Below are 24,271 nucleotides of genomic sequence, written 5' to 3'. Positions count from 1 at the left end.
AGGTGCTAAAATTACATATTTTTGATTAGAATAAGAATATTTTTTGTAAAAGATTTAAGTTTTAACAATTTGTTTTAAAGCATAAGTTTTGCTTTCGTTGGCGTTAAAGCTCTGCTCTAAAAACTTACTTCATACTATTATAAGGTGTGTTTAAATTTAGTTAAAATGATACTTGAATGATACCATTGCTCCCAATCGGGTGGTAGAAATTCCATTATCATACAGAGTTCCATGGTCGGCTGCAATAGTTGCGGAAATTTCTATCTTTTTCTCTTGCGGATTCCAACTCAATTCACCCATCGCTGAAGCTTGTTTTCGTGATGGGTTGTAAGTTGACCCGTCAAGACCATTGTGCTGCCCATAGTTATTGGAGTAGGTATACTTGGCTTTCCAGTGAAATGTCTGTGAAATTGATCCGTCGAAACCTAAATGAAATCCGGAGAGACGGGTACTTTCAAAACCTTTACTTATTCCGTCTTCAACAATTACAGTGGCAAATACAGGACTGGCCATGGACATTTGATGGAAGGTAACCCCGGAGAAATAAATACCATGATTGTAATAATCGTCGCGGCCCCGCCCATGTCCTTTTCCATCGTCACCAACAACGAGGTGGTAGGGGCCACTTTGGTTTTTGGTATTAAAGAATTCAAGGACGAGATTTTCAAGAAAAGGGTGTTCTTTCTGAAATGCGAAGTGTAATCCTAATAAGTTGTCGGCATAATTTTCCAGCTCCATTCCTGACCGGTCTTCAAAAGGATGGCTGAGGTAAAATGTCGCATGCAATTTGTTCCAGTCTTTTCTTATCTGAAGTTGGTAAACACCATATCCATTCCCGACCAGATTATTTTGATTTTCTAACAATGTATTTTCATCACCATCGCTACCAAACATATAATCAAAATACGAATCCCAGCCCTTAAATTCTCCATAAACAGGATGGGTACCACCCCACATTATAAAGTGTTCTACACCACCTGTGATTTCAATGGATCTTGGATTCCCAAAACGAAAATAAAATGCTTTTCGGTGTAAATGAGTGTCTTCTACGTAGCGGTTGTCGTTGAGTAAACCTTCTTCATAAAAACCATTTAAGGAGAACCAGTCGAAAAAAACAGGAATAAAGCGGTTAAACCCGAATCTGATTCGTGGATGAGGGCGAGCATTGCGCGATGCCGCCAGGTTACCGTTGGTGGTTGACAATCCGGCATGGACTTCTTTTTCGGGGAAAGCACCGATTTGCAGCTGGAGAAATTTCCAGCTGATGCTGCCAAAAAGTTGGGTAAAGCGCATGTCGTTTTGGTCGGCCAGCAGTAGGTCCAGATCAAGTCCGGCCTCAATATTGAAATCTGACTCTCCGAGGCGCTGTTCGTGAAAAGCATTCAAACTCAGGTTTTGAATGGTGCTGCTATTTTTCTCAAATTGTCCCAATTGGTTGGCCCACAGCCAAAAAGGAAGCTGGTTTTTTGTGCCAGCCAGGGTGTTATACTCCAGACTTACGGACTGTGCAAAGAGGTTCGATAATGGACAAAGCCCCAAGAATAATAGTATCGATAATATTTTTTGGGTTTGTTTATGCATAGGAATTTAACGTTGTTTTTGCGGGGTTATTTTATGCTCTTTCCCAGATCAACAATGTATTAATAAGTGTGTTTTTAATGTGGCTCGATTGATTCGTTTTTCGGAAACTAATTTATTTTATTTGTATCGTTTGAAACGATAAACTCCTTCCAGATAACAATACAAGTTCCTGCAAACAAACCAATTATTGTAAGGCTAATGATGGTAAACATTGTTTTGGGTTTACTTTTTCGTTGAGGGACTTTTGCCGGTTCTATTACTGTAAAAACCGGTGTTTTATCCTGAACCAATATTTGTGCTTGTTCTCGTTTTTGAGCTAAACCTTTGTATAAGTTCGAGGCCAAAGTGGTTTCGGTAACCAGCCTGTCGCGACGCGATTTTGCCGATGCAAGAATTACATTTACATTGCTGTCATCGTACTCGGCCAAAGCCTCCTGTTTTTCAAAATACTTTGCTTTCGCTTCCTGGTAACGTGCTTCTATAAAAGCAAGGTCATTCTTTTCTTTGCTGGTGTGGTAGTCGATAATATATTGTTTTAAACTGGCAATCACCTTTTCGGTTAACAGCGCCGATACATAAGGATCTTGTTGTTCTACACTAACCTGAATTACTTTACTGTCGCCACCGGTAAGTCCACTCTCCGATTTAATAATATTTACTTCTATGGTGTTAGCGAGTCCTTCTATTAAATCCAGATCTCCCTGAGTAAGATCTAAAGGTTCTCCTTCTTTTTTCTGAGGAATAATTCTATTCTCGCCCTTTGATTTCAATAAACTCATTGCATAACCTACCCAGCCCGAAATGGATGGTTTTGTATGTTCCTGCAGGTATTCACTAACCGACAACGTAAGATCTTCTTTTGGCAGATACACTTCTTGCTGTAAAATGTCGATAAGAAAGGTTGTGCTTTTTACCACTTGCGGATATAAATCGGGTGTTAAGGCACTTTTGCTGTTACCGCCCATATCTAAACCCATTAAACCTCCCACATCTAATCCTGCAAGGTTTCCCAGCTGTCCCATTAATCCGTTTGCAGGACTATTAGAATTAGATTCGGCTAATAAACTAACTTGTGTTTTATAAACCCTGGGAGTGAAAACCACAAAAAACACACCTATGAAAAAGGCGATAGCAGCTGATTTAATAATAACTCCCCGGTTTTGTTTTAGTCTTGTATATAAATCGGCGAGTTCCAGATAATCTTTTTTGTGAATTGTATTTGTATTTTCAGTCATTTTAGATTTGATAACAATTTCGGGTGAATTTATCCTTTAAAACGATGTGTTAGATGTGTTTTGCCTGCTTTCATCGTCACCTGGCATTGATTAGAGAAACAATAATAAGTGAAATAGAAGCGACTAATGAAATGGCACCTGTCGGCGACATCTTTCTTCGTTCTCCTTTACTTGGAACAATTATTTCTGCCCCTGCTTGTAATTCGGGGTATTTACGCCCAAACAATGTTTTTTGGGTTTTTTTAACTGAACCATTTGCATAAACCACATAAATATGACCAGGTTTTGACCTTTTTGTTAAACCTCCGGCATTAGAGAGATATTCCTTCACACTTTGTGTTTCGTCGAAAGGAACTACATTCGGATTGTATACAGATCCACTTACTTTAATGGTTTGCAAAGATTTTAATATGCGAATGGAATCTCCTTCCTGTAAAATCAAATCGCTGTTTCCTCCCGGATTGGAAAGAATACTTGCCAGATCAAGTGCAATTATATCAAACTCATTTCGGATGATATTTATATTGTTCGATGATTCTTTTTCCATTGTAATATTGTCAATAGCCTTGTCTGTCAGGGTTTTGTCCTGTGTTTTTTTTCGAATTAGGCTGGCACCGTTAATATAGGCTTCGGTAGTAATGCCTCCTGACCTTTTTATTAAATCGGAGACTCGTTCAGTGCGGGAAGTTATTGAGTATTTACCAGGGAAGTTTACTTCTCCGTTAATGCTTACCAGCATTTGTGGAATGTAAGCCGGAGATTTACGAACAAACACCTGATCGAAAGGTTTTAGTATAAAATTGGAGGCAGCATCACTAATTGCCAATGATTTATCTATAGGGAATTTTATAATATCAGCCAACTTAACGGAAGTAACCGTTGAGGTATTGTCTGACAATCTTCTGGCAATTTCAATATTTGCCGTAGAGGCGGTTTCCAATAACCCTCCGGCCTGGATAATTAAATCTTCAACTTTTGTGTTTTCGGAATAAGGATAAATTCCTGGATGCATCACTTCTCCTTCAATCTGTATGGTGCGTGTTTCGCGTAAATCGTGGATAGACGGGATATGTATGGAGTCTTCACGTTGCAAGGTGAAATCAAGATTGGAAGCTAACAAGTTATTTAAATCAACAGCAATATGCTCTCTTGTGAGATCGTCTTGTAAGCGGAATACTGAAATACGGTCTTTAAATACATCTTCGCGTAAACCATCTGCTTTTTTTATCAGTTCCTTTAAACTCGTTGATTCGTCGATGGCATAGATTCCCGGGCGAAAAACCGCTCCGGAAATATATACCCGGTTTTCAAAACGATGTAAAACGGCATCTATATAAACTTCGTCGCCGTTTTCCAGACGTATGGCATCTAAGTACTCAGCAGCAATGTCTAATATTCGCTTTTCCTTGCTCGTATTTCTGATAATTTTAATACGTTCAGTATAGGCATTTCCTGTAAATCCACCTGCAAAACCAATTAAGTCGTCCAATGATTCGTCCGGTTTAATGTCGAAGGACATCGGGCGTTTTACTTCACCGTTTATCGATACGCGATTTTCATACGCTGGGATAAAAATGATATCCTGATCTTGTAAGCGTATGTTGTTGGATTGCTGCGCATTTAGTAAGTATTCATAAAAGTCGATGTGTGCAACTATTTTATTATTACGAATTATCTGTACATCCCGAATTGAACCATTTTCGGCAGGACCTCCGGCTATGTACATGGCATTAAAAGCCGTTGCCATTGCTGAAATATTGTAGGTTCCGGGTAAAACCACTTCGCCAACTATATTTATTTGAATACTTCGTACAGCGCCAAGTGTAACTTTCATTGAAGTTTTTCCATCTTTGAGTCCGGAGTAGATTCGGCTTAAGATTGTTTTCAATTTTTTACCGGCCTCTTCTTTGCTCATTCCACTTAAGAATACGGGGCCAATATTTGAAATAATTATACTTCCTTCGTTTGAAACAACTTCTTGATAACTGTGTTGCGACGCTCCCCAAACATCAATGTTTAGCAGGTCGCCCGGACCAATTATATAATCGCGTGGAGTTAAAACATTAAAGCTGGGTTCGAAGGTGAGGTCGGTATTTTTAAACAAGCTAAAACCAAAATTTGGGTTTGTTTGCGAATGAGCGGAGTTGGGGAGTCGTTCTTCCAGGTTTTCAGGATACTCCACTTTGGGGCGTGTGTTCACTTTTATTCCCTTGCTGTCTTCATCCATTAACTTGTTATCGTACAGCCGTTCTACACGTTCCTTAAATTTTTCAACTTCGCTTTCTGCCATTCCTCTCGACCGGGCTAAGGATTCAATCTGCTCGGGTGTCATACCGGCCTCAATAGCACGTTGCATAATTACACGCATTTGTGCATCCGATATCTGGCTTGATTTTATTTCGGAAACATTTTGGTCCATTGGGTCTACGCCCTGGGCCATTGTTTTACCTTGCAGCAGCAATAAAAACATCAGAATAAACCAGGAATATTTAAGGATATTAATTCTCATAAAATTTGATAATGTTTTCAGGTATTGGTAAATAAATTAATATAAAACGTTCAAATGTTGGGCAATAAAAGTAATAATTAACTTTGATCAATAAACCGATCCGTTGCTCTTTCTGAATTTCAGTTGTACCTTTTTTGCGAAAAGAAAGAGCGAATAGAATGTTTTTAAGAAAGCAAGCAAAACAATATTTGTTTCTGCATAGTACTTATGAAAAACCAGCCGGCTATGTAATAAATGCTGAATTTGCGACAGGTGATTCATTTCCTTGCTGATAACGGCAGAGTCTTCATGAAAAAAATTAAGCTTCAAAGCCAGGTAATTCCTGAGCCCGGCTTTTTTTACTTTTTGTCCCAGAATGCGCTCCTCTTCATACAAAAAGGTACGTTCGTCGAAAAAATCCAACTGTGCAAATGTGTCCAGTTTTCCCATAAAAAAAGAACCGGTGAGGCAATCTACAGGCATTAGTTTTTGTTGCATGGGAAGGTCGTAATAAACAGCCTCGCCGGCTTTTGCTACATTACAACTAAGCACTGTTTTTATATCGTAAGAAAATTCCGGGATTTTCCATGCAGTATTACGAACGGGTTTGCCATCCATGTGCATGAGTGGCGAAATAAAAGCAATATCGTCGCATTGGTTGTAACTGGTAACCAGTTCTTGTAACAATTCGGGATTTTCAATAGAAATATCGTTATTACTGATAACAATAAATGTTTTTTCAAGTAGCTTTTTCTGGAGGTGTTTTAATCCAAAATTATTCCCGTAAGCATATCCTCCATTGTAATCTGATTGAATGATTTCTACTTGCTTGTCGCTTTGGAAATGTTGACATAGCGATTTATAGGAACCATCCGTAGAACAGTTGTCAACGACTAAAACGGAAAGCTGAATGCCTTGCTGCAGTTTTAATTGATGAATGTAGGCATCGGTGGCCTTCCACGAATTATAATTCAGAATTAATACAACTACCTGAGGAGTTTCCATATCTATCTGTTAGCGAATAGTAATTCCATTTTTTTACTGGTAAACCGTGAAGCCAGAAGTATCAGCATTGTAAGCCGAAAGGCTATCTTATAAAATAATGAATTCCGGTTAGTTTTTGCATCCAGTGGTGTTTTGTTTAAACCGTGCCTTCTGTATTTTACCAGTTTGCCCGGGCAGAAAACAGGGCTTGTATAAAGTTCTGCATTCAATCCAATCCATAAATCGTGCATGGCAATTGATTGAGGGAATGGTAACACAATCGGTAATAATTCTTTATGAAAGGCCATACAACATCCCATATAGGAACTTTTTGTAAGGTTTTTAAAAAAGCCCCTTCGCGAGTTAAAGATTTCAAAAATAGAAGGAGCAATTAATTCTCCTTCCTGATTTATGAGTACTCCGTCCGAAATCACCAGTTTGCTGTTTGCTAATTCTTTTACCAGCACTTCCACTTTATTGTGCATCCATACATCGTCCTGATCTGCTAAAAAAATATAGTCGCCTTTGGCCTGTTTAAGTGCAAATTCGAGATTAAATATAGGGTTGGAGAACTTTTGCTTTTCGAATAATTTTATTCTTGGATTGTTGTACGACTGAATAATTTCAACCGTATGATCTGTCGATGAATCATCTGAAATAATAATTTCATCAACAGTCCTGGTCTGATTGAGAATGGAATCGAGCTGTTCCTTTATGTAGGCCTCGCCGTTATATGTGGGTATACAAACTGAAATAGACATTGTTAGTTTACAGCAATTTTGAAAACGATATACGTAGTTTGTAATAGAACAGTTTAATCAAGGAATAATCTCGTGACAAACATTTCATCATCTCAAAACTTTCCCTATTCCTTTTCATCGTGAGTGATAAATTGGCGATACGCGATAACAGATAATCAGTTTTAATATCCTCGGCACCTACTTTATTTTTTTGGTGTTGGCGGTATAATAAGCCAGGTCTTTTTAGATAGTCAATTACACCCGACTCTGCTACTTTTAACACAATCCACCAATCGTGCATTCTGGCTTGAGCGGGAAAGGGCAGAACCAGTTCTTTTACCTTTTTATTTAGGATAAAAGTGCAACCCGGTGCCGGATTATTAATCAAAAGTTTGTAGCAGTTGTAAACATTATTTGGGTTTACTTTCGAATAGTTCCAGAATGACGGATTGATGGTGTTCAGTTGTTCGTCTGCTACCACCAAATCCGAAAATACCAATGCCGGTTTGTTGGGTTTTTCCTGTTCCCGTTTCTGAATGCAAGCTAATGATTCTTCAATTTTATGAGGCAACCAAACATCGTCATGATCGCAAAACATTAAATAGTCGGCAGAGCTGTTTTTTAATAAGTATTCAAAACTTTGCTTAGGCCCCAGTTGGTTCTTGCTGTTATATATTTTAACGCTTCTGTCATGTTTCCTTTCAAACTCTTTTAAAATGGGGATGGTCCGGTCGTCCGATCCATCATCGTGAACCAACAACTCCCAGTTTTTATATGATTGTGCCACAAGAGAATCCAGGAGCTCCCAAAGGTATTTTTCGCTGTTATAAGTCGCTAATAATATCTGAACCTTCATTGGATTTCATCTTTTTGGGAGGTTGTGGAAAAAGTCTGCGAGAAAACATAAACCAACACCAACATTCCTGTAGAACTTAACAGGAGCGGGTTGGTGCCTGCAATAAACAGATAGGCGATATAGGCAATAAACAGATGACTTATCGTTCCGCTTTTTAGTTCCTGATAAATGGGAATAAGCAGGATCAGTCCAAAGACGATTGAAACGGGTAAACCCCAAACGCGTATGAGTTCGAAATAGGTTAATTCCGTAACGCTTACCACACTGTTTATGCCCGATGTGTACATGGTGCTGCCAATTCCCTGGCCAAAGAGCAAAATACCGACATGATCTGAAAAGTGTTCGATATAAGAAAACAAGTGACCCAGTTTTACCTGATTGGAAACTTCGGAGCGGTTTAAAAAAACGTCTGCCAGTAGGTTTGCCCCGTAAAAGAAACCGACTAGATAAATAAATGCAACCAATAAAGCAACGGGCTTTGATTTTTTATAGGCATAAAAAAAGATATAAAAAAGCAGAATAAGCCCCATGGATAAAATATTGGCCCGGGTACCCGATAAAAATAGTGTAGTAGAAATAGCCAGTATAAATACAATTTGACGGATTCTGTTCTTTTCAACTTTTAAAATCAATATCCGATGCAAGTACCAGGCTAGCGGAAATACCAATATTGGCGAGGTTTTATAAAACACCATTAAAAGGGTAAAACTACCGTAATTACGAAGTGCGTATACGGCTGCTTCTTTTTCCGTTACAAAAAACGTATAGAGTTTTGCAAAAAGACCGGGATTGATCAGCGGTATAATGTAGGAAAATGCGGTTATTGCAACCAGCAGCAGTGCCGATATATTCAGAACGGGACGAAGCTGAATGTTTTCAGTAACGATAATTACCAGCAAGAAAAAAAAGAAAAAAGAGTTAAGGTAAACCAGCTCGACCATGGAGCTGTTGTTGGCAAAGTTTTTAATAAGCCCAACCGACAAGGCATAAAAAGGCATAAAAAAGCCAATGAATGCCATGATGAAAAGTAATTGTTTCGAAAGGCTTACTGTTTTTTTATAATACAGTGGTAACCAAAGCAAAAAAACACCCACAAATAAAATATATTTAGCGTGAAATATTTTATTGCTGGGATCCAATATCAGATTCACAAACAATAATGCCACACTGAAGTGTAATAGTTGTGGATAATAATTTCGTATGGATTTGCTTAATTTGTTGCTTATCAAGAGCCTATGCGTTAAGTGAATGTTAATTGGCTAAAATCTCCTCGTAATACCGGTATATCTTTTCTCCATATGTCTTTGAAGAAAACGTTTTTTTTGCGTATTGGCAAGCCGTTTTTGTAATCAGGTCCATCGCCTTCGTATGATTCACGACATAATTCATTTGCTCCACCAATTGATTGAGGGTTTTGTAAAGCAATCCTGTTTGCCCATCGGTAACGATTTCTGATGTACCTGCATTATCAAAACCAATAACGGGGCACTTGTTCAGCATCGCTTCAATGCTTACGCGTCCCAAACCTTCTTTTTCTGAACACATCAGAAATGCTGTTGCTCCGGCCATTAACTGCTGAATGTTATTTCTGTAGCCTAAAAATTCAACGGATTCATCCAAATCCAGGTCGTTAACCAGTTGCTTTAAATGCAATTCATAGTCGGGTTCTCCTGTTCCTGCAATTAATAATTTGTAGTTCTTGTGTTCCGAAACAAACTGCTGAAAGGCCTGTATCGCACTTTCAATCCCCTTTAAGGGGCGTAAGGTCCCACAAACTAAAAAATAGTTATTGTGCTTGTTGTCCTCTATGGGACTGTTGCGTAAGGCAACGGCATCGTGTAGAATATATGCTTTGTCGGTAACACCAAAGTCTGCTGCCACTCCTTTGGATATGGCAATTAGCTGATCGGAATTTTGAATGCGCCGCTTGTACTTCTCCGGGCCTCCAAATAAATGTATACCACAGGCTTCTCCAATATATTCCCGCAAGTGCCAGATATGTCTGATTTTATTTCGTTTTGCCAATTCTTCACCGATGGCGATAACACTGGAGTTTGAGTGAATAATGTTAATGTTTTCCCGCTTAACAATTTTCGATAGTTGGCATACTGTCAATTGGTTAATCAGGAGCTTGTATACCCATTTCAGCAGCGTAATAAAAATATAGCGCAAGCTGTTTGAGCGTCCCAGTATTTCCGATCGGTAGTTGAGAATAAAGTATTTGCAATTTAACATGTCCAGGAGCCGGCATATTTCTTCGTTTTTTTTCGGAAATACGACATATAAATCAATATCCTTCTTATCCTGAAGCACACCGAGCAAGTCCAGTAAGGATTGATTGGCTCCGTACAAATGGTGATCGTTGGCTATGTAAAGTATTCTTTTTTGCATTTTTCTTTAGGGTTGAATTCCGGTGAGCGCATTCCCCGATGGCTTTGCCTCGGGGTAAGCGAACAAAACAATAAAAAAGTCCTTAACGGAATCGGATTCCTCGTCAGCTCTGCTGCGAGGAGTTTCAATTATTATTGTCCACTAAAAATAATTTTGTGAACAGAGTCCTCATAAACCTTGTCATTGCGAGAGTTCACCCATTTTTAATAGACACAATGAGATAATGACAAAGATGCAGAAACAAGTTCAGCATGATGTACTTGGTTATGTTTGCAATACGTGTTAATAACGTCACCCTGAACTCGTTTCAGGGTCTCAAAAATAAATCTGTTATTGGCAGTAAAGCGAAACTTGTTATAATTGAAATAGATTGCTTCACTTCGTTCGCAATGACTTGAATTAAAGGGAGATTAAGTTGGGAGAAGGCTAGATTGGCTGCAAAGCTGCCAATCTAGCCTTCTCCCAACAAAAACACGTCAAATATTCGTCATTACGATCCGCCTCCTGGCGGAGAAGTAATCTCTTATTTTGTCGCACACCAATGATAACCAATACTATTAACCGATTCTCAGGCTTCCCTGCCTGTCGGCAAGGGACTACGCTCAGCCTGACCTCTGGTTTTGGATTTGTATTAAATATGTCGCCCTTAAAAACGATAAGTTATACCAATCTGCAAATGCGAGTTAAAGGTATCGTCTGCAGGTAGCCAGTAGTCTGAAAAACCACCTTTTGGCTCGTAGAGCCACTGGTAGTTTTTACTTCGTACTACCTTTATTTTTCCATACACCAAAAAGTTTTTGTAATCCCAGTTGGCAAAAAACGATGTGCTTAGATCTACCCAGTTTGCCCGGAAATCCTGAATGTAATTATACCAGAAATTATTATTGTGCACATAACGTTCAAATTCTACTCCCACTTGTTTTAACTCTCTGTTCCAGCTAATTTCTATGGTTTGGGTGTTGCTTCCGGGATCAATCCCAGCACCCAGTAACTGCCCTCTGTGGGTGTAGCCTTGTTTTAGTTGAGAGTGGTAATACCAGGTCCCCGCTGGCTCTTTATAGGTACGTCTTCTGTTTACGTTTGTCTGACTTGCAGCCGTTTGAGTAATTTCCCCCCGAACCTGAAAGTAGCGTTTCCCTTTAAATCCCAGCAATTTGTGTCCTCCAAGAATAAAGGCTGCAGAATGCGATGGCTCCATTAATAAATCACGTAGATCCCAGGAATGGTCTTCGCGTCCATATTCAAAATAGATTTCGGCATGTGATTCGGGGAAAAGCCATCTTGAAAAGATTGAGATACGCTGATCCTGACGCTGATTATATACCTCGATATCACTAGTACCTCCTTTGTTTTTGGTCAAAAAACTAAATACCGGCAACCAGTCGGAAAATCCGGAGCCCATATCTTCAGAGTAGGTCATAAAACTACGTGTAAAACCCAAAAACAAACCCGGTACCCAACGGGGTTGGTAGCTCAATACCATGGCATTTAAATAGCGCCAGTCATCCGGTAATCCATCGGTATATCCCGATTCTTCCAGCCTTCCACTAATAACCTGTCCTTCAAAAGAACCGATTGGTGTTTTTATGGGCCTTACAGTATTTAAAGTAAGGTGTAAAAAACCGGATGCCGAATTGGTCATTAACAAGGAGTTTTTATAGCCTGGTCCCCACCAAAGGTTTTCATTCGACAGCCCAATGGAGATGGGTTTATAAGTTAAGCGTATACTGCTCTGCCCTAGAAAGAATTTAGAGTAATGAAAGCCACCTATACGTTCCGGCAAATCAATTGTCCCTTTTGAATTAGGAAACTGCATGTTTAAAATGGTTTTGTAGCCGGAAGGAAAACCATCGAATACCTTATTGTGTGCATACACCAATTCCGGATTAAAGGTGATGCTTAGCAAACTGTATTTAAAATAAAATCCAAGATCGGCGCGCATTTGTGCTCCCCGTGCCGGAATCATTGAACCATCGTTAATCCCTTCCGGATGATGGCTGTTGTATTGATTAAGCAGGCTTACCGGAAGTAAAGTAATTTTTCCCCTTTGTTGGAGAAAGCTAAAGGTGCCGTTAAAGTTATTGAGGTTTGAATCGTCTAAGCTATTTTCAGGGTCAAAAATATCATCATATTCCAGTGCTTCAGAATAGATAGGCCGGGAAGTAAAAGAAATGGTAGAGTCCACAATCCCCAGTAACTGCTGACGACGGTAATAGTCGTTCAGGTAAGGATGGTTTAAGGAGATGGATTGAGCGAAACTACTTTCTGCTGCAATGAAAAGCAGGAAGAAAAAAATGAGTTTTTTATATTTTGTGATCATGATGCTGATACTGGATACTTGATTTTGAGATGTTAGACAGTGGCCGCTGAGACCTTGAGCACTGAGACGGTTAGACTGTGAGCGTTGAGCGCTGGGATGGTGAAAAATTGTTTAACTGTTTAATTGTTGTATTGCAAAATACTTACTGTATATAACTGCAAGAGATCTCTCCTCGTACCTTGTCGAGATGACAGCACATTCTGTCCCCGACGCTTCGGGCGGGATTTAGCTTTGGCCGATTTTCAATTCGTTACGCTAAATTTGATACTTGAAGCTTGAGGCTGGAAGCTAATGGCTTGCAGCTAATAACTCATAACTCGATTCTTTGTGTAACTCTGTGACTTCTCAGTGGTCCTCTGTGGTAGAATATATTGTTTAATTGTTGTATTGCAAAATACTTACTGTATATAACTGCAAGAGATCTCTCCTCGTACCTCGTCGAGATGACAGTACTTTCTGCCCCCGACGCTTCGGTCGGGATTTGGCTTTGGCCGATTTTCAATTCGCTACGCTAAATTTGATACTTGAAGCTTGAGGCTGGAAGCTAATGGCTCGCAGCTAATAACTCACAACTCGATTCTTTGTGTAACTCTGTGACTTCTCAGTGGTCCTCTGTGGTAGAATATATTGTTTAATTGTTGTATTGCAAAATACTTACTGTATATAACTGCAAGAGATCTCTCCTCGTACCTCGTCGAGATGACAGTACCTTCTGCTCCCGACGCTTCGGTCGGGATTTGGCTTTGGCCGATTTCTAATTCGCTTCGCTGAACTGGATATTCGGCTGGTCGCGAGTTTCTGGTTAAATGATTCAGCGATTCGTGCGAGTTTTTAACAATTTCTAAATGTAAAATATTCAATAATGAATAATCAATATCCAAGTTAACTTGAATTTGATGTATTTTTCTTACTTCTACATTGGTTATTTATTATTGAGAATTCAATATTTTTTTGTTAAAGTTTGGTATTGTTTTTAAAGGGTAGTTTCAAAAACGGTACATTATTCCCAGTTTTCCATGGAAATTAAAAACATCTGTGCCACGGCTGTTATCCCAGTATTCATCCGGGTTAAAGTCGTAGATCCACTGGTAGTTCTTTGCTCCAACAAATTTTAAGTTCAGCGAAAACAGCAGATTTTTATAGTCCCAACTCCCATTTAATGCAGCTGCCAGGTCCACCCAATGCATGCGCACATCCTTTACCGTTTCATTGTGAAAATCTTCGTTGTGTGCATATCGTTCCAGTTGAATTCCTATGGCTTTTAATCCTTTGTTCCACCCTGCATTTAAGCTTAGTAAGTTGCTGCCCGGTCCGATTCCTGCACCTAATAGTTGCCCCCTGTGTGTATAGCCTTGCCTTACACCAACACCGGTGTACCAGGTTTTGCTCCCTTGCTGATAAACATTCTGGGCTCCCCTTATTACTGAAACCGGGTTTTTGGCTAAATGGGTGATTTCCATTCCCACCTGAATGACTTCATCCTCTGTTGAACGGAGTTCTATTAGTTTTCGGAATCCAAAATTGTACGCCCTTGAATGTTCCATTTCTACAGTAAAATCTCTTCTGTCCCAATGATTGTCAGCAAAGCCATATTCCGCATAAATCTCAACATGTGCTTTTGGCCAGACATAACGCATAAAAAATGAGTAGTACGCGTCTCTTTTCTGGTAGTTATTCAGTTCGCCTTCCTCGGTTTCTCCGGCTTGTTTTTCTATTCTTTTTTGGCTGAACGGACTAAAAATGGGCAGGTAAGCATTAAAAGAATTGTCCATATCGATTTTATACATCTGGAAACTTCGTATTAAGCCCAGGTGTAGCCCCTCAACCCAAAGGGGGCTGTAATTCAGTAGCATTCCATTAAAATAACGGTCGTCTTGTCGTTTGGGCGAATAAAAGAGCATACCATTGTGATCTTTTACTCCCGTGTTGGGTGGAGGGTATCCCGAAGCTATTAGTTTTCCAAGTACTATTTGCCCTTCGAAAGAACCAACTGGCGTTCGAATGGGGCTGGTAGTATTTAAGGTAAAATGGCGAAATCCCGGTGCTGTGTTGGTCATTAAAAGGCTATTTCGCCTACCTGGTCCCCACCACAGATTTTCGTTTGAAAAGCCGAGTGAGATGGATTTGTAGTTTACACGAATACTGCTTTGTCCCCAGTAAAACCGACTGTAGGCATCTTCGCCAAAACGTTCCGGTTGATCAATGTAATTTAAGGTATGAAAATAATATTGCGCCCACCTAAGCGTGGCCAGCTCAGGGTTTTCACGGGTTAATGGAAAACCATCGTATTCTTGGTTAGCCGCATAAACATATTCGGGTTGCAGCTTTACAGAAAGAGATGGAAGATCATCTTGTAAGGTAAATTTAAAAAAGAGACCACCGCTAACAAAGGTTTGATAACCTTTGGACGGAATCATTGCTCCATCGTTCCAGTCTTCAGGATGGTGGGTGTTGTACTGATTATTCCAAACCAAAGGAAGCAGTTCGAGTGACAGACCTGATGGCAATTGATTTTCAAAAAGGTTTTTATCATCGCGAATAAAAAATCTTTTCATTGTGCTATCGGGCTTGTGTGGATCTGCCACACCAAAAGCCTCGACAGGAAAGAGGGGATAGGCCACAAAGGAATAGTCCGGGGTAATATTACCAAGTAATTGCGCTCTGCGGTAATAATCTTCCAGCTGATCAAAGTTGCTTGAAAGCGCTTGTCCACCAACTTGTTCTGTAATAAGAAGGATAAAAGCCAGTAGTATATAATTTTTCCAGGTCATTTTATATTAATTCTTGTTTTTAACTGGGGGGTAAAGGTTCCAGAGAATGGTGTGTGGTGTAAAATAATTATAAATAAATAGATTGCTTCACTACGTTGCCAATGACAGATTTTCCGTAAGACCCTGAAACGAGTTCAGGGTGACGTTCTTAATATGTAGTGCAAACATAACCAATACGTCATGCTGTCCGTCAGCTGACGGATTCAGCATCTCTGTCATTCTTTCATTATGCCATTCAACTCCTACACTTTAAAAATTTATTTGAATTGTTCGTCATTGCGAGAGTCCACCAAAATTTTGTTTTTGCCATAATGAGGTAATGACAGATTATGCAGGGGTGTCATTTCGAATGAGGGAAACGAATGAGAATTGAAAATCAGCGGAGCTAAATCTGTTCCTTTTGTGAAAGATTTCTCCTCATTCTTCGTCGAAATGACAATAATGCATAAAGTGGTATTTTACTCCTATTTAACGACTTATTAAAATCTGTCATTGGCAGTATAGCGAAGCAATCTCACAGGTTAACCGTGCACTAAAGACATTTCTATTGATTGGTATCCAATAAAAAATGCTTGTCCTTCCGAGTTGGCAGCCAATTTTCAAATGGGCATAATGAGACAATGCGTTAGCATTTAGCTCGGCGCAAATGGAAAATTCCAAACGGCTTGTTGGCTGCATGCGCCGCAATAGTGTGTTGTAATTTGGTATTTCATTACCCTTTTGCCTGTCGGCATTTTCCATTACAAATGGAAAAACGGGGCAATGGTAGTTTGTGGTTTAGCTGATAATTCGGTTCCGGACTGGCTCCCCTTTATACATCTTTTTTCTTTGAAATAACGAGTTCTTTCACCAACATTTTAAATGTAAAATTTGAATGTCCGCAATTAGTCACAACCAAGACGTCACCCTGTACTTGTTTCAGTGTCTTTCTCTCAAGTAGCTGATTATTAGATGCGAAAAATGCTGAGACGAGTTCAGCATGACGTGCTAAATACTAATTATGACGTAGAACGGATATTCATAAATGTAAAATATCCAATATTGAATTATCAATATCCAAATTAGCTCGAATTTGATGCCTTTTTCTTAATTCTGCATTGGTTATTCATCATTGAACATTCATTATTTTTCTTGCTTTTTCAAAATTTATATTTGTGTATAAAGGGGAACTCCCGGCAGGGGGAGGGGTAAATAAAGCCTCGAATCAATAAATCAATTAATAATATACATCTTTAATTGGCAGGGATCACCCAAATTTATTAAGCGTGCTATTGTTCCTAATTTTACTTTTTCCTCTTCATTAAAAATGCCGGTATCCATCCTTTGGTTTCAGCATAAACAAAAGCTTCGTTGATTAAAGGGTTTTTAAATACCCAGCTTTGAATGCTAAAATATACCAATGCTGCTGTGGGAATAGCTAGTAAAAGGCGGATGATTTCATTCTCCGAAATCGAACGCACCCCATAGGCGATGGGAATAAAAAGTATACTTGCCACACAAGCTTTGATCAGCAGCCTCCAATTTAATTTTAGTTTTATGAATTTATACGCAAAATAGCCCGCAATCAGCGTGACCACAATTTCGCTTGAAATGGTAGCAATGGCCGCTCCTTTATCTTTAAAACTGCTAATCAGCAATAGGTTTAGTCCAATGCTCACAACCATACCCACAAGAGTTGCCCAGAGGTATTTCCGTTCATAACCTGCCGGAATTAACAGTTGAAACCCAAAAATATGGGCTATCCCTATTATTAGTGCTAAAGGTGCACTTATTTTCATGGTCAATACGGCGTTGGTAAATTCCAACCCTGAAATGGAAAGTATAAACTCTTCGGCAAAAAGGAAGAGCCCAAAACTAATAGGCACACCCAATAAGCAGGTAAAAGCAAAGGATTGATTAATCAGCTTATTGACCTGAATCTGGTCCCTGCTTTCGAGGCTTTGTGTGATTCGAGGTATTAATACAGTCCCCAATGCAATCAGTACCGGAATGGTAATTTTATTAATTTTTACTGCTGCGGTATACAATCCTACTGCGGTATCATCGGAGAGAAATCCCAACAGCAAGGTATCGACGACGGAATAAATGCTGATGGAAACCGAAGTGCCCAGTAGGGTAAGCAAAGCCGGAAGGTGTCGTTTGAGTTGTAAGGCTTTGAAATGAAAAGAGATAATTTTCCGGATTCCCCACAAATTCCATAAATGATTGGCTAAAATTGAAAAAATGACCACGCCAAAATAGATTATCAAGTCATTCTTTGTTTTTACAAAAATGAACAGCGCCAGTAAGGAAAGCACTTTTATGCTTATGGAGCGCATGGCTAAAAAGCGAAATTGCTCCATGCCATTATAATACCAGTCGAGGTTGGAAAAGGCGCTGATAACAATTAAACCTCCCAGTAGGTAAAGCTGAAGATCTTCCTGAAACCAGGGAATCAAAAACAGGATACCCAAGTATACGAAAAGCAAAAGCAGCGAACTAATGCCGTTGAGAAACAACAGCTCGGAAACTGTTTTGCTGATTTGTGTTTTGTCATGGCGAATTTTTGCAATCTCACGTACGCCGTAAATGGGTATTCCAATGGCTGCCAGTAAAACAAAATACTGGGCAAATACTAGAATAAACTGAATCTTTCCAAAAGCCTCGGGACCCAATACACGCGAAGCGTAGGAAAAACTAATAAACGGGAACAATAAGTTGCTCAGCAGGAGCAAACTATTGTGAAATAAATTCTTTTTTATGGATGCGGTTTTTTTCAAAGCTTATATTGGGTGGACAGACTGGTTTATCTTGTGGAGAAATATCGACAATTTATTTTCAAGTTAATGGTTAAAACCCTGCAATTTATTGCAGCTACTTTAGTTTCTATAAACTTTTGTTTTTGACCGAAGACCGAAGTCAGGAGACCGAAGTTCTTAAATAATTGAATCTTTTTCTTCCGTCTTCGGACTTCTGTCTTCCGTCCAATATATATTCATCGAATTTCATTCGAGTCTTAAACCTATGTATTTCAAATGCATAGTGGTTTAGTCTTATACACTGGTGACTGTTTGATGGTTAAGATTACCATTTCGCCAACCAATCCCTCCATATATCTGATTTTTTACCCCTTTGGCTGTAGCCACCTGCCTGCCGGTAGGCAAGGTTTCCCCTTATAAAGGGAAACATTTGGACAGACAGGCCAGTGGCTTTGATGAAAGATTTAGGCGTTTCATCAGCGCTTGCTCCCCTGGCAAAACTACCCTTTATGCACAAATATTTTACGCTCAATTTCTGAAAAAAGGTTTCTATTTGAGGCGCATGACACGTTTCATTTTCAATTTGTTTTTGCATTTGCGCCTTTTCTAATGCTTTACATTAACCCCGGGAGACACTTTCCGCCATCCAGCGGTTCGTTTGCCCGGGGCTAAATTATTACGGACTTTCAGCCCTTTAATATTTTATCTCTTTTTGTTAGAAAAAGAAAGAGCGCTGAAAGTGCGTGTTATTTTAGCGCAGAGCGACGTAATTCAACGAATTACGTCGCTCTGGGAGAGCTTAAGAACAATTGTATTCGTCCGGCGATGTACAATGAACGAAGCTAGTTGGTTATTCCGGACGAAATTCAACGAACCATTCAGTGAAAGATGTGTATAAAGGGTAGCTCTTTGACAGGAGGAGGAATTGATGCCAGAAAGAAAGCCTACTTCTTAGGTGCCTTAGATTTATTCATTTCCTTCTTCGCCAGTTTATATTCCAACTCTTTTAATGCCCGGTTATTGGTTTTCCAGCGTTTGGGATCATAAAACCATCCCCACTTGTTAAAATAACGAATGGTATTTATCATGTGCACCAGCATCATGCGGCTGCTTTTGTACGAGTGCCGGTGATGATAGTGTGTGATTTCAACCTTGGGGTAATATATCGTCTGGTATTTCTCGTGAATTCTTCGCGATAAATCAAAGTCTTCGGCATATAGAAAATAGCGTTCGTCGAACATCCCCACTTCCTTTAAGGCTTCTACCCGGAAAAACATAAAACAGCCCGAAAGGCAAGGGGCTTCCATAGTGGTATTATAGCCGTTAAAAGCCAGCTGATACTTGGTGCGTTTATTTTTAAAAATATTCTCCGGCAAAAATAAACGAATCAATAGGTTGGAAGGAGTTGGAAGGAGTTTTGCCAAGTATTGAGTTTCTCCCATTAAATTAAGTACTTTGGGGAGTACCAGACCTACTTTGGGATGTTTGTTTAAGTAGTCAACTATTTTGGGTATAACATTGGCCGAAAAAAAGATGTCGGTGTTTAATGCCAGGTGGTAGTCGGATTGATCGATTATTTTTCGAATGGCAATATTGTGTGCAGCGCCATACCCTATATTTCTATCGTTAAAAATATATTCCACCTTTTTGCCGGGGATTGTATTTTTCAGCCTATCGTCGGGAGAATTATCTACAATAATAATTTTTGTAAAAATATCATTTTGAAAAAGTGAATTACACACTTTTTCCAATTCAGCCGGAGAGGTTTTATAAAGTACGATACTAGCCGTAACGTTTGCTTTTTTGCATGGCTTTATATCTTGTGCATCCTTCATGTTAAACATTAAATTTTTGTAAAAATATCAAAATGATTAAAAATAATGGTATGATTTGAATAATAGAAGTTGCACCTCCTACTAGTTATTGACTTTATGGGAATGCTAAAACTGTAGGTTTTTCGAACTCTTATTGCCAATAATTTTCTGTTCAGCTACTTATTCGGTATTTGCTGAACTAAAATGCCTGTTGAAAACTTTAAAATACTATTTATTGACGCAATTAAAAGGAAATTTATCGTAGCCCTTGCGGACTACGCTGTTATGTGACGGGGCCTTGCCCCTCTGCTTGTTATCAAATCTTTTAATGGTTCACGAATTATATTACACTTTTAGTGGACCTAATGTATTGCCATTAGCATTTTCAACAGCCCCATAGGGGCGAAATATTGGTAGCCGGTGCGAAGCGCCGGGTATAAATGCGATAGCATTTAAATCGGCGCAATCAACCCGTTGGAGTAATCATGAACGCTCTATGCGCCGCAGGAATTTGTAGTTCCCAATATAGTTTTCGTTTGTGTCGTCCCTACGGGACTTCTATTAATATATATCTGTTGTTTTACCAATATTGCGTCCCTAACGGGACTTTTCTAGTCCGCGAATTGCACGGATTACACTCATTTTACTCTATTTCTTCTTTTGCGGAATTGTTTTGTATTAGCCCTAGCGGGGCGGAATATCTGTAGCTCCGGGTTTCCTGCCTGCCGGTAGGCGGGTAACCCGGGGGTAATGAATGCAGCGAATAAAAGCGGCGCAATCAAATCGTTCATTAAAGCTTGTCTGTTATTTGCGGCGCAATTGTAGCGTTGTTTATCTCATATCCTGTTGTCGTCATACCTACTGCAGATAAATTCCAAACGACAGGATTTTAGCCCCTCGGTGCAGACGTTGTTTTTCAGCCTTTCAGATAATGCTCATACATTAACTTTATACCATCCTCCAATTCAATTTTATGTTTCCATCCTAAATGGTGTAATTTCGAAGGATCGGTGAGTTTGCGCATGGTTCCATCGGGTTTTGTTGAATCAAAATCAATACTTCCCTTAAAGCCGATTTCTTTTTGAATGACTTCAGAAAGTTGTTTGATTGCTATTTCTTTTCCGGTTCCAATGTTGATATGTGTATTTACTACTTCTTCTTTACATGCTGTCTTAACATCTTCAAAATTACGGTTTTCCATAAGAAAAACACAGGCATCGGCCATGTCTTCCGACCACAGGAACTCGCGCATGGGCTTGCCGGTTCCCCAGAGTTCGAGAGTGACATCGTGATGGTGAGCGCTGAGACTTTGAGACTTTGAACGCTGAGACTTTGAGACGGTGAGACGGTGAGATTTTGGGACTGTGGGACTTTGAGATGGTGAGACTGGGGGGGTATATCGGCCAACTTGTCGTTCATCTTCAGTCCATATTTAGATAGCATTGCGAGAATCTCTTTTTTCTCAGCATCACCGTTGATTCCTTCAACCGGTCGGCGGTTCAGGTCTTCGCAGATAGCTTCCCAGTTATTATCCTCCAAACATTTCGCCAGGTGAATCTTTCGAACCATCGCCGGCAGTACGTGCGATTTTTCGAGATCGAAATTGTCATTGGGCCCATACAGGTTGGTCGGCATCACCGAAATAAAGTTGGTGCCGTATTGCAGGTTATATGACTCGCACATTTTTAAGCCGGCAATCTTGGCAATTGCATAAGGCTCGTTAGTATATTCCAATGTATCGGTTAACAGGCAGTTTTCGGGCATGGGCTGTGGAGCCTGTTTGGGATAAATACAGGTCGATCCCAGAAATAGCAATTTTTTTACCCCATGCACATACGCCTGATGGATGACATTATTCTGAATTTGCAGATTTTCGTAAATAAATTGTCCGCGATAGGTACTGTTGGCAATAATACCGCCAACTTTTGCAGCGGCTAAAACCACATAATCGGGTTTTTCTTGTTCAAAAAAATCGGCAACAGCTTGCTGGTTCATTAGATCCAACTCTTCAAATGTGCGACCGATTAGATTTGTATATCCTTTACTTTGAAAATTTTTCCAGATAGCTGAGCCCACGAGACCGCGGTGTCCGGCTATGTATATTTTTGCTTCTTTATTCATAGTTGTTTGTTTTATGGTCCACTAATTATATGTCGAGAAAGAGACTTTGAGCACTGAGACTGTGGGACTTTGAGCGCTGAGCACTGAGCACTGAGACTTTGAGATTTTAGATATGATGTTTTACATCTTCTCACAGTCTCATGCTCTCACAGTCTCATGCTCTCACAGTCTTTCTTCTCTCTCTCCTAGTCTCGTGTTCTCACCTTCTCACACTCTCCTCGTCTTCTCTCTATAGTCCTGATTCTTTTCGTCTGATTTTTATTTTCATACTTCCTTTTGGTTGTTTGTCTGACACCAATATTAAGTAGCCACCACCTCCGGCACCTGCCAATTTCCATGCTAATGCCTGTTCGTTATAACTGTCGATCACCTTTTCAATCTCTTTATTTAACATGGCAGGAAACATCGTTGTTTGCGCTTCAAAAGATTTTTTGAAATAGCGGGCAAATTCCTCTAGATTCTGATCGAGGATCGCTTGCCATGCTCCGTCAGCAGCATCGGTCAATACTTTAACGTTTTCCTGATTGATATATGTTTCTTTCAACAGGTCGGTACCGGCAGGACGGGGCCATAGCAACACCATAAAAAGGTGCTTTTCAAGCCAGTTAAGAATGGTTTCATCATGTATCGACTCAAATTGTTTGGGCCAGTAGTCGTTATCGTAATAATGACGTACCAGGCCGGGCATACAAATACCAATGGCGTCCTGTGCACCTGAGATTAGTGTTGATCCGGGGGTATTTTCAAACTTAAAAAGGATCTCCGCCAGCCTTTCCGGTTTCTCCAGTGGAAGAAAGTAGGGCCATATCTTTTTGGCGGCATTACGCGTAGAGGTGCTCATGCCACAGCGTTCATTGTATTCGATTACCGGCTCCAATGATAAGGTAATTGCCCAGCCCGGGTGGTATTTTGAAACGTAAGGCTGGTCTATCCAGGTACCTGCCAAATCAATACGATAGGGCAGGGTGCAGTTATCGCCTGAACGGATAGCGGTGGTGGATCGCGGGGGTAATCCTGCATCGGGAATACGCTCCAATACTTTTAACTCAATTCCCATTGATTCACATAACTCTTTTTTTGCCGGCGAATAACCATCTTCATTTACCACAAAATAGTCGGGTTTTAATGTCTTTAGTTCATTCTGAAAATCCATGATTCCGCCGCCACTGTTTACAAAAGCATCGGTGACGTGCTTGATGGATTTTACCATGTACAGGCGTTCCTGTTCACTATTGATGGTTCGTCGTCCTTTTAGATCGGCAACTGTTTTATCAGACCCGAGGCCTACATATAGCTCACCGTATTGCGCTGCTTCTTTAAAAAAGGCCACATGACCACTGTGCAGCATATCGTAGCAGCCGGAGACGAAGACTTTTTTGTTGGTATTCATTGCTGAAAATGCGTTTTATGATATCCTGAAGACAAGGGTGTTTGTCCACGAATTGCACGAATATCACTAATTTGTTTTTTGATAATATTACACTAATTAATGCACTATTTATACGAATTGAAATGCATTGAATTATTCGTATTGAAGATTAGAATTTCCAAAGTTGACCAATAGCCTTTAAATTAAAACTTTCATTATGATATATTAGCGGAATTAGAGTAATTCGTGACCCGGATAAACTTCTTAATATGATTACGTTTTAGTTTTATTCATATCACACAGAGAAAATTGTTTGTCCTAGAATTACACGAAGATCACTAATTCTTTTGATCGTATTTCGCGAATTAAAGCACTACTCTTTTGTATTGTAGGCTGGAACTTCCAAAGTTGACCAATAAGCCTAACTGAAAACCTGTTGCTTTTAAATAGTTCAATACCTGAGCAGTATGTTCTCCCGATGGTTTACTTAGTGCTTTTAACTCAATAATTATAGACTCATGGCAGATAAAATCGGCAATGTATTCTTTGCTTAGCGGGGTCCCTTTATATTGAATATTAAGCCTGACTTCCTTCTCGAAAGGAATATTTTGTTTTGCAAACTCAATTGCCAAAGCTTCTTGGTATACAGCTTCCAAAAAACCACACCCTAAAGTTTTATGCACTTCCATACAGGCGCCAATAATTTTGTAGCTTTCTTCCTTATATAGCAGTGGTTGGTTTTCCAGTAAATTCATATCGATAGAAAATTAGGTGATCAGCTAATTTCACAAATTACACGAAAATAGTTTTTATAAGAATTCGGTTAAATAAAAGCCTTAGTGAAATTAGTGTAATTCGTGGAC

Annotated in this window: 17 protein-coding genes; all 17 read right to left on the bottom strand. The window is 39.6% G+C overall.

Translation table 11 applies throughout. The features are described from left to right. Positions 1–156 precede the first annotated feature (156 nt). The 17 genes from G0Q07_RS12850 to G0Q07_RS12770 all read right to left on the bottom strand — a co-directional run bounded on the left by G0Q07_RS12850 (position 157) and on the right by G0Q07_RS12770 (position 24,163). Positions 157–1,581 carry a capsule assembly Wzi family protein gene (locus G0Q07_RS12850; protein ID WP_163346568.1) on the bottom strand — a complete coding sequence of 475 codons (1,425 nt, stop codon included), beginning with the start codon at positions 1,579–1,581 and terminating at the stop codon, positions 157–159. 107 nt (positions 1,582–1,688) lie between these two features. Beyond that, positions 1,689–2,816: a GNVR domain-containing protein gene (locus G0Q07_RS12845; RefSeq protein ID WP_163346566.1), complete on the bottom strand. Its 1,128-nt coding sequence runs from the start codon at positions 2,814–2,816 to the stop codon at positions 1,689–1,691. 76 nt (positions 2,817–2,892) lie between these two features. Continuing rightward, positions 2,893–5,325, bottom strand: coding sequence for an SLBB domain-containing protein (locus G0Q07_RS12840; protein ID WP_163346564.1), 2,433 nt, complete (start codon positions 5,323–5,325; stop codon positions 2,893–2,895). A gap of 87 nt (positions 5,326–5,412) precedes the next feature. Further along, positions 5,413–6,309, bottom strand: coding sequence for a glycosyltransferase (locus tag G0Q07_RS12835; RefSeq protein WP_163346561.1), 897 nt, complete (start codon positions 6,307–6,309; stop codon positions 5,413–5,415). Between the two features lie 2 nt (positions 6,310–6,311). Continuing rightward, on the bottom strand, positions 6,312–7,049 hold the full coding sequence (locus tag G0Q07_RS12830) for a glycosyltransferase family 2 protein (RefSeq protein WP_163346559.1): 738 nt from the start codon (positions 7,047–7,049) through the stop codon (positions 6,312–6,314). 7 nt (positions 7,050–7,056) lie between these two features. Beyond that, the gene (locus G0Q07_RS12825; protein ID WP_163346556.1) at positions 7,057–7,884 is read right to left on the bottom strand and encodes a glycosyltransferase family 2 protein; all 828 of its coding nucleotides are present in this window, start codon (positions 7,882–7,884) and stop codon (positions 7,057–7,059) included. Further along, positions 7,881–8,903, bottom strand: coding sequence for a hypothetical protein (locus G0Q07_RS12820; protein WP_163346554.1), 1,023 nt, complete (start codon positions 8,901–8,903; stop codon positions 7,881–7,883). The genes G0Q07_RS12825 and G0Q07_RS12820 overlap by 4 nt, the downstream gene beginning before the upstream one ends. Before the next feature lie 232 nt (positions 8,904–9,135). Next, positions 9,136–10,275 (bottom strand): glycosyltransferase, encoded by a 1,140-nt coding sequence (locus G0Q07_RS12815; protein ID WP_163346552.1) that lies wholly within the window; start codon positions 10,273–10,275, stop codon positions 9,136–9,138. A gap of 646 nt (positions 10,276–10,921) precedes the next feature. Continuing rightward, on the bottom strand, positions 10,922–12,595 hold the full coding sequence (locus G0Q07_RS12810) for a capsule assembly Wzi family protein (RefSeq protein ID WP_163346550.1): 1,674 nt from the start codon (positions 12,593–12,595) through the stop codon (positions 10,922–10,924). A 986-nt stretch (positions 12,596–13,581) separates the two neighbouring features. Then, positions 13,582–15,366, bottom strand: coding sequence for a capsule assembly Wzi family protein (locus G0Q07_RS12805; protein ID WP_163346548.1), 1,785 nt, complete (start codon positions 15,364–15,366; stop codon positions 13,582–13,584). Positions 15,367–16,649: 1,283 nt separating this feature from the next. Further along, on the bottom strand, positions 16,650–18,125 hold the full coding sequence (locus G0Q07_RS12800) for a flippase (protein ID WP_163346546.1): 1,476 nt from the start codon (positions 18,123–18,125) through the stop codon (positions 16,650–16,652). Positions 18,126–18,429: 304 nt separating this feature from the next. After that, on the bottom strand, positions 18,430–18,699 hold the full coding sequence (locus G0Q07_RS12795) for a hypothetical protein (protein WP_163346544.1): 270 nt from the start codon (positions 18,697–18,699) through the stop codon (positions 18,430–18,432). A gap of 349 nt (positions 18,700–19,048) precedes the next feature. Then, positions 19,049–19,939 carry a glycosyltransferase family 2 protein gene (locus G0Q07_RS12790; RefSeq protein ID WP_163346542.1) on the bottom strand — a complete coding sequence of 297 codons (891 nt, stop codon included), beginning with the start codon at positions 19,937–19,939 and terminating at the stop codon, positions 19,049–19,051. 895 nt (positions 19,940–20,834) lie between these two features. Further along, positions 20,835–21,170 carry a Rossmann-fold NAD(P)-binding domain-containing protein gene (locus G0Q07_RS12785; RefSeq protein WP_246222898.1) on the bottom strand — a complete coding sequence of 112 codons (336 nt, stop codon included), beginning with the start codon at positions 21,168–21,170 and terminating at the stop codon, positions 20,835–20,837. Continuing rightward, positions 21,068–22,039: an NAD-dependent epimerase/dehydratase family protein gene (locus G0Q07_RS21220; RefSeq protein WP_317165132.1), complete on the bottom strand. Its 972-nt coding sequence runs from the start codon at positions 22,037–22,039 to the stop codon at positions 21,068–21,070. Before G0Q07_RS21220 ends, G0Q07_RS12785 begins: the two co-directional genes overlap by 103 nt. 229 nt (positions 22,040–22,268) lie before the next feature. Further along, positions 22,269–23,429 carry an adenylyltransferase/cytidyltransferase family protein gene (locus tag G0Q07_RS12775; RefSeq protein WP_163346539.1) on the bottom strand — a complete coding sequence of 387 codons (1,161 nt, stop codon included), beginning with the start codon at positions 23,427–23,429 and terminating at the stop codon, positions 22,269–22,271. A 344-nt stretch (positions 23,430–23,773) separates the two neighbouring features. Beyond that, positions 23,774–24,163, bottom strand: a complete 390-nt coding sequence (locus tag G0Q07_RS12770) for a GxxExxY protein (RefSeq protein ID WP_163346537.1) — start codon at positions 24,161–24,163, stop codon at positions 23,774–23,776. Positions 24,164–24,271 lie beyond the last annotated feature (108 nt).

This window comes from Draconibacterium halophilum (assembly GCF_010448835.1).
Classification (GTDB): domain Bacteria; phylum Bacteroidota; class Bacteroidia; order Bacteroidales; family Prolixibacteraceae; genus Draconibacterium; species Draconibacterium halophilum.
This window is presented reverse-complemented; position numbering and strand designations above follow the sequence as displayed.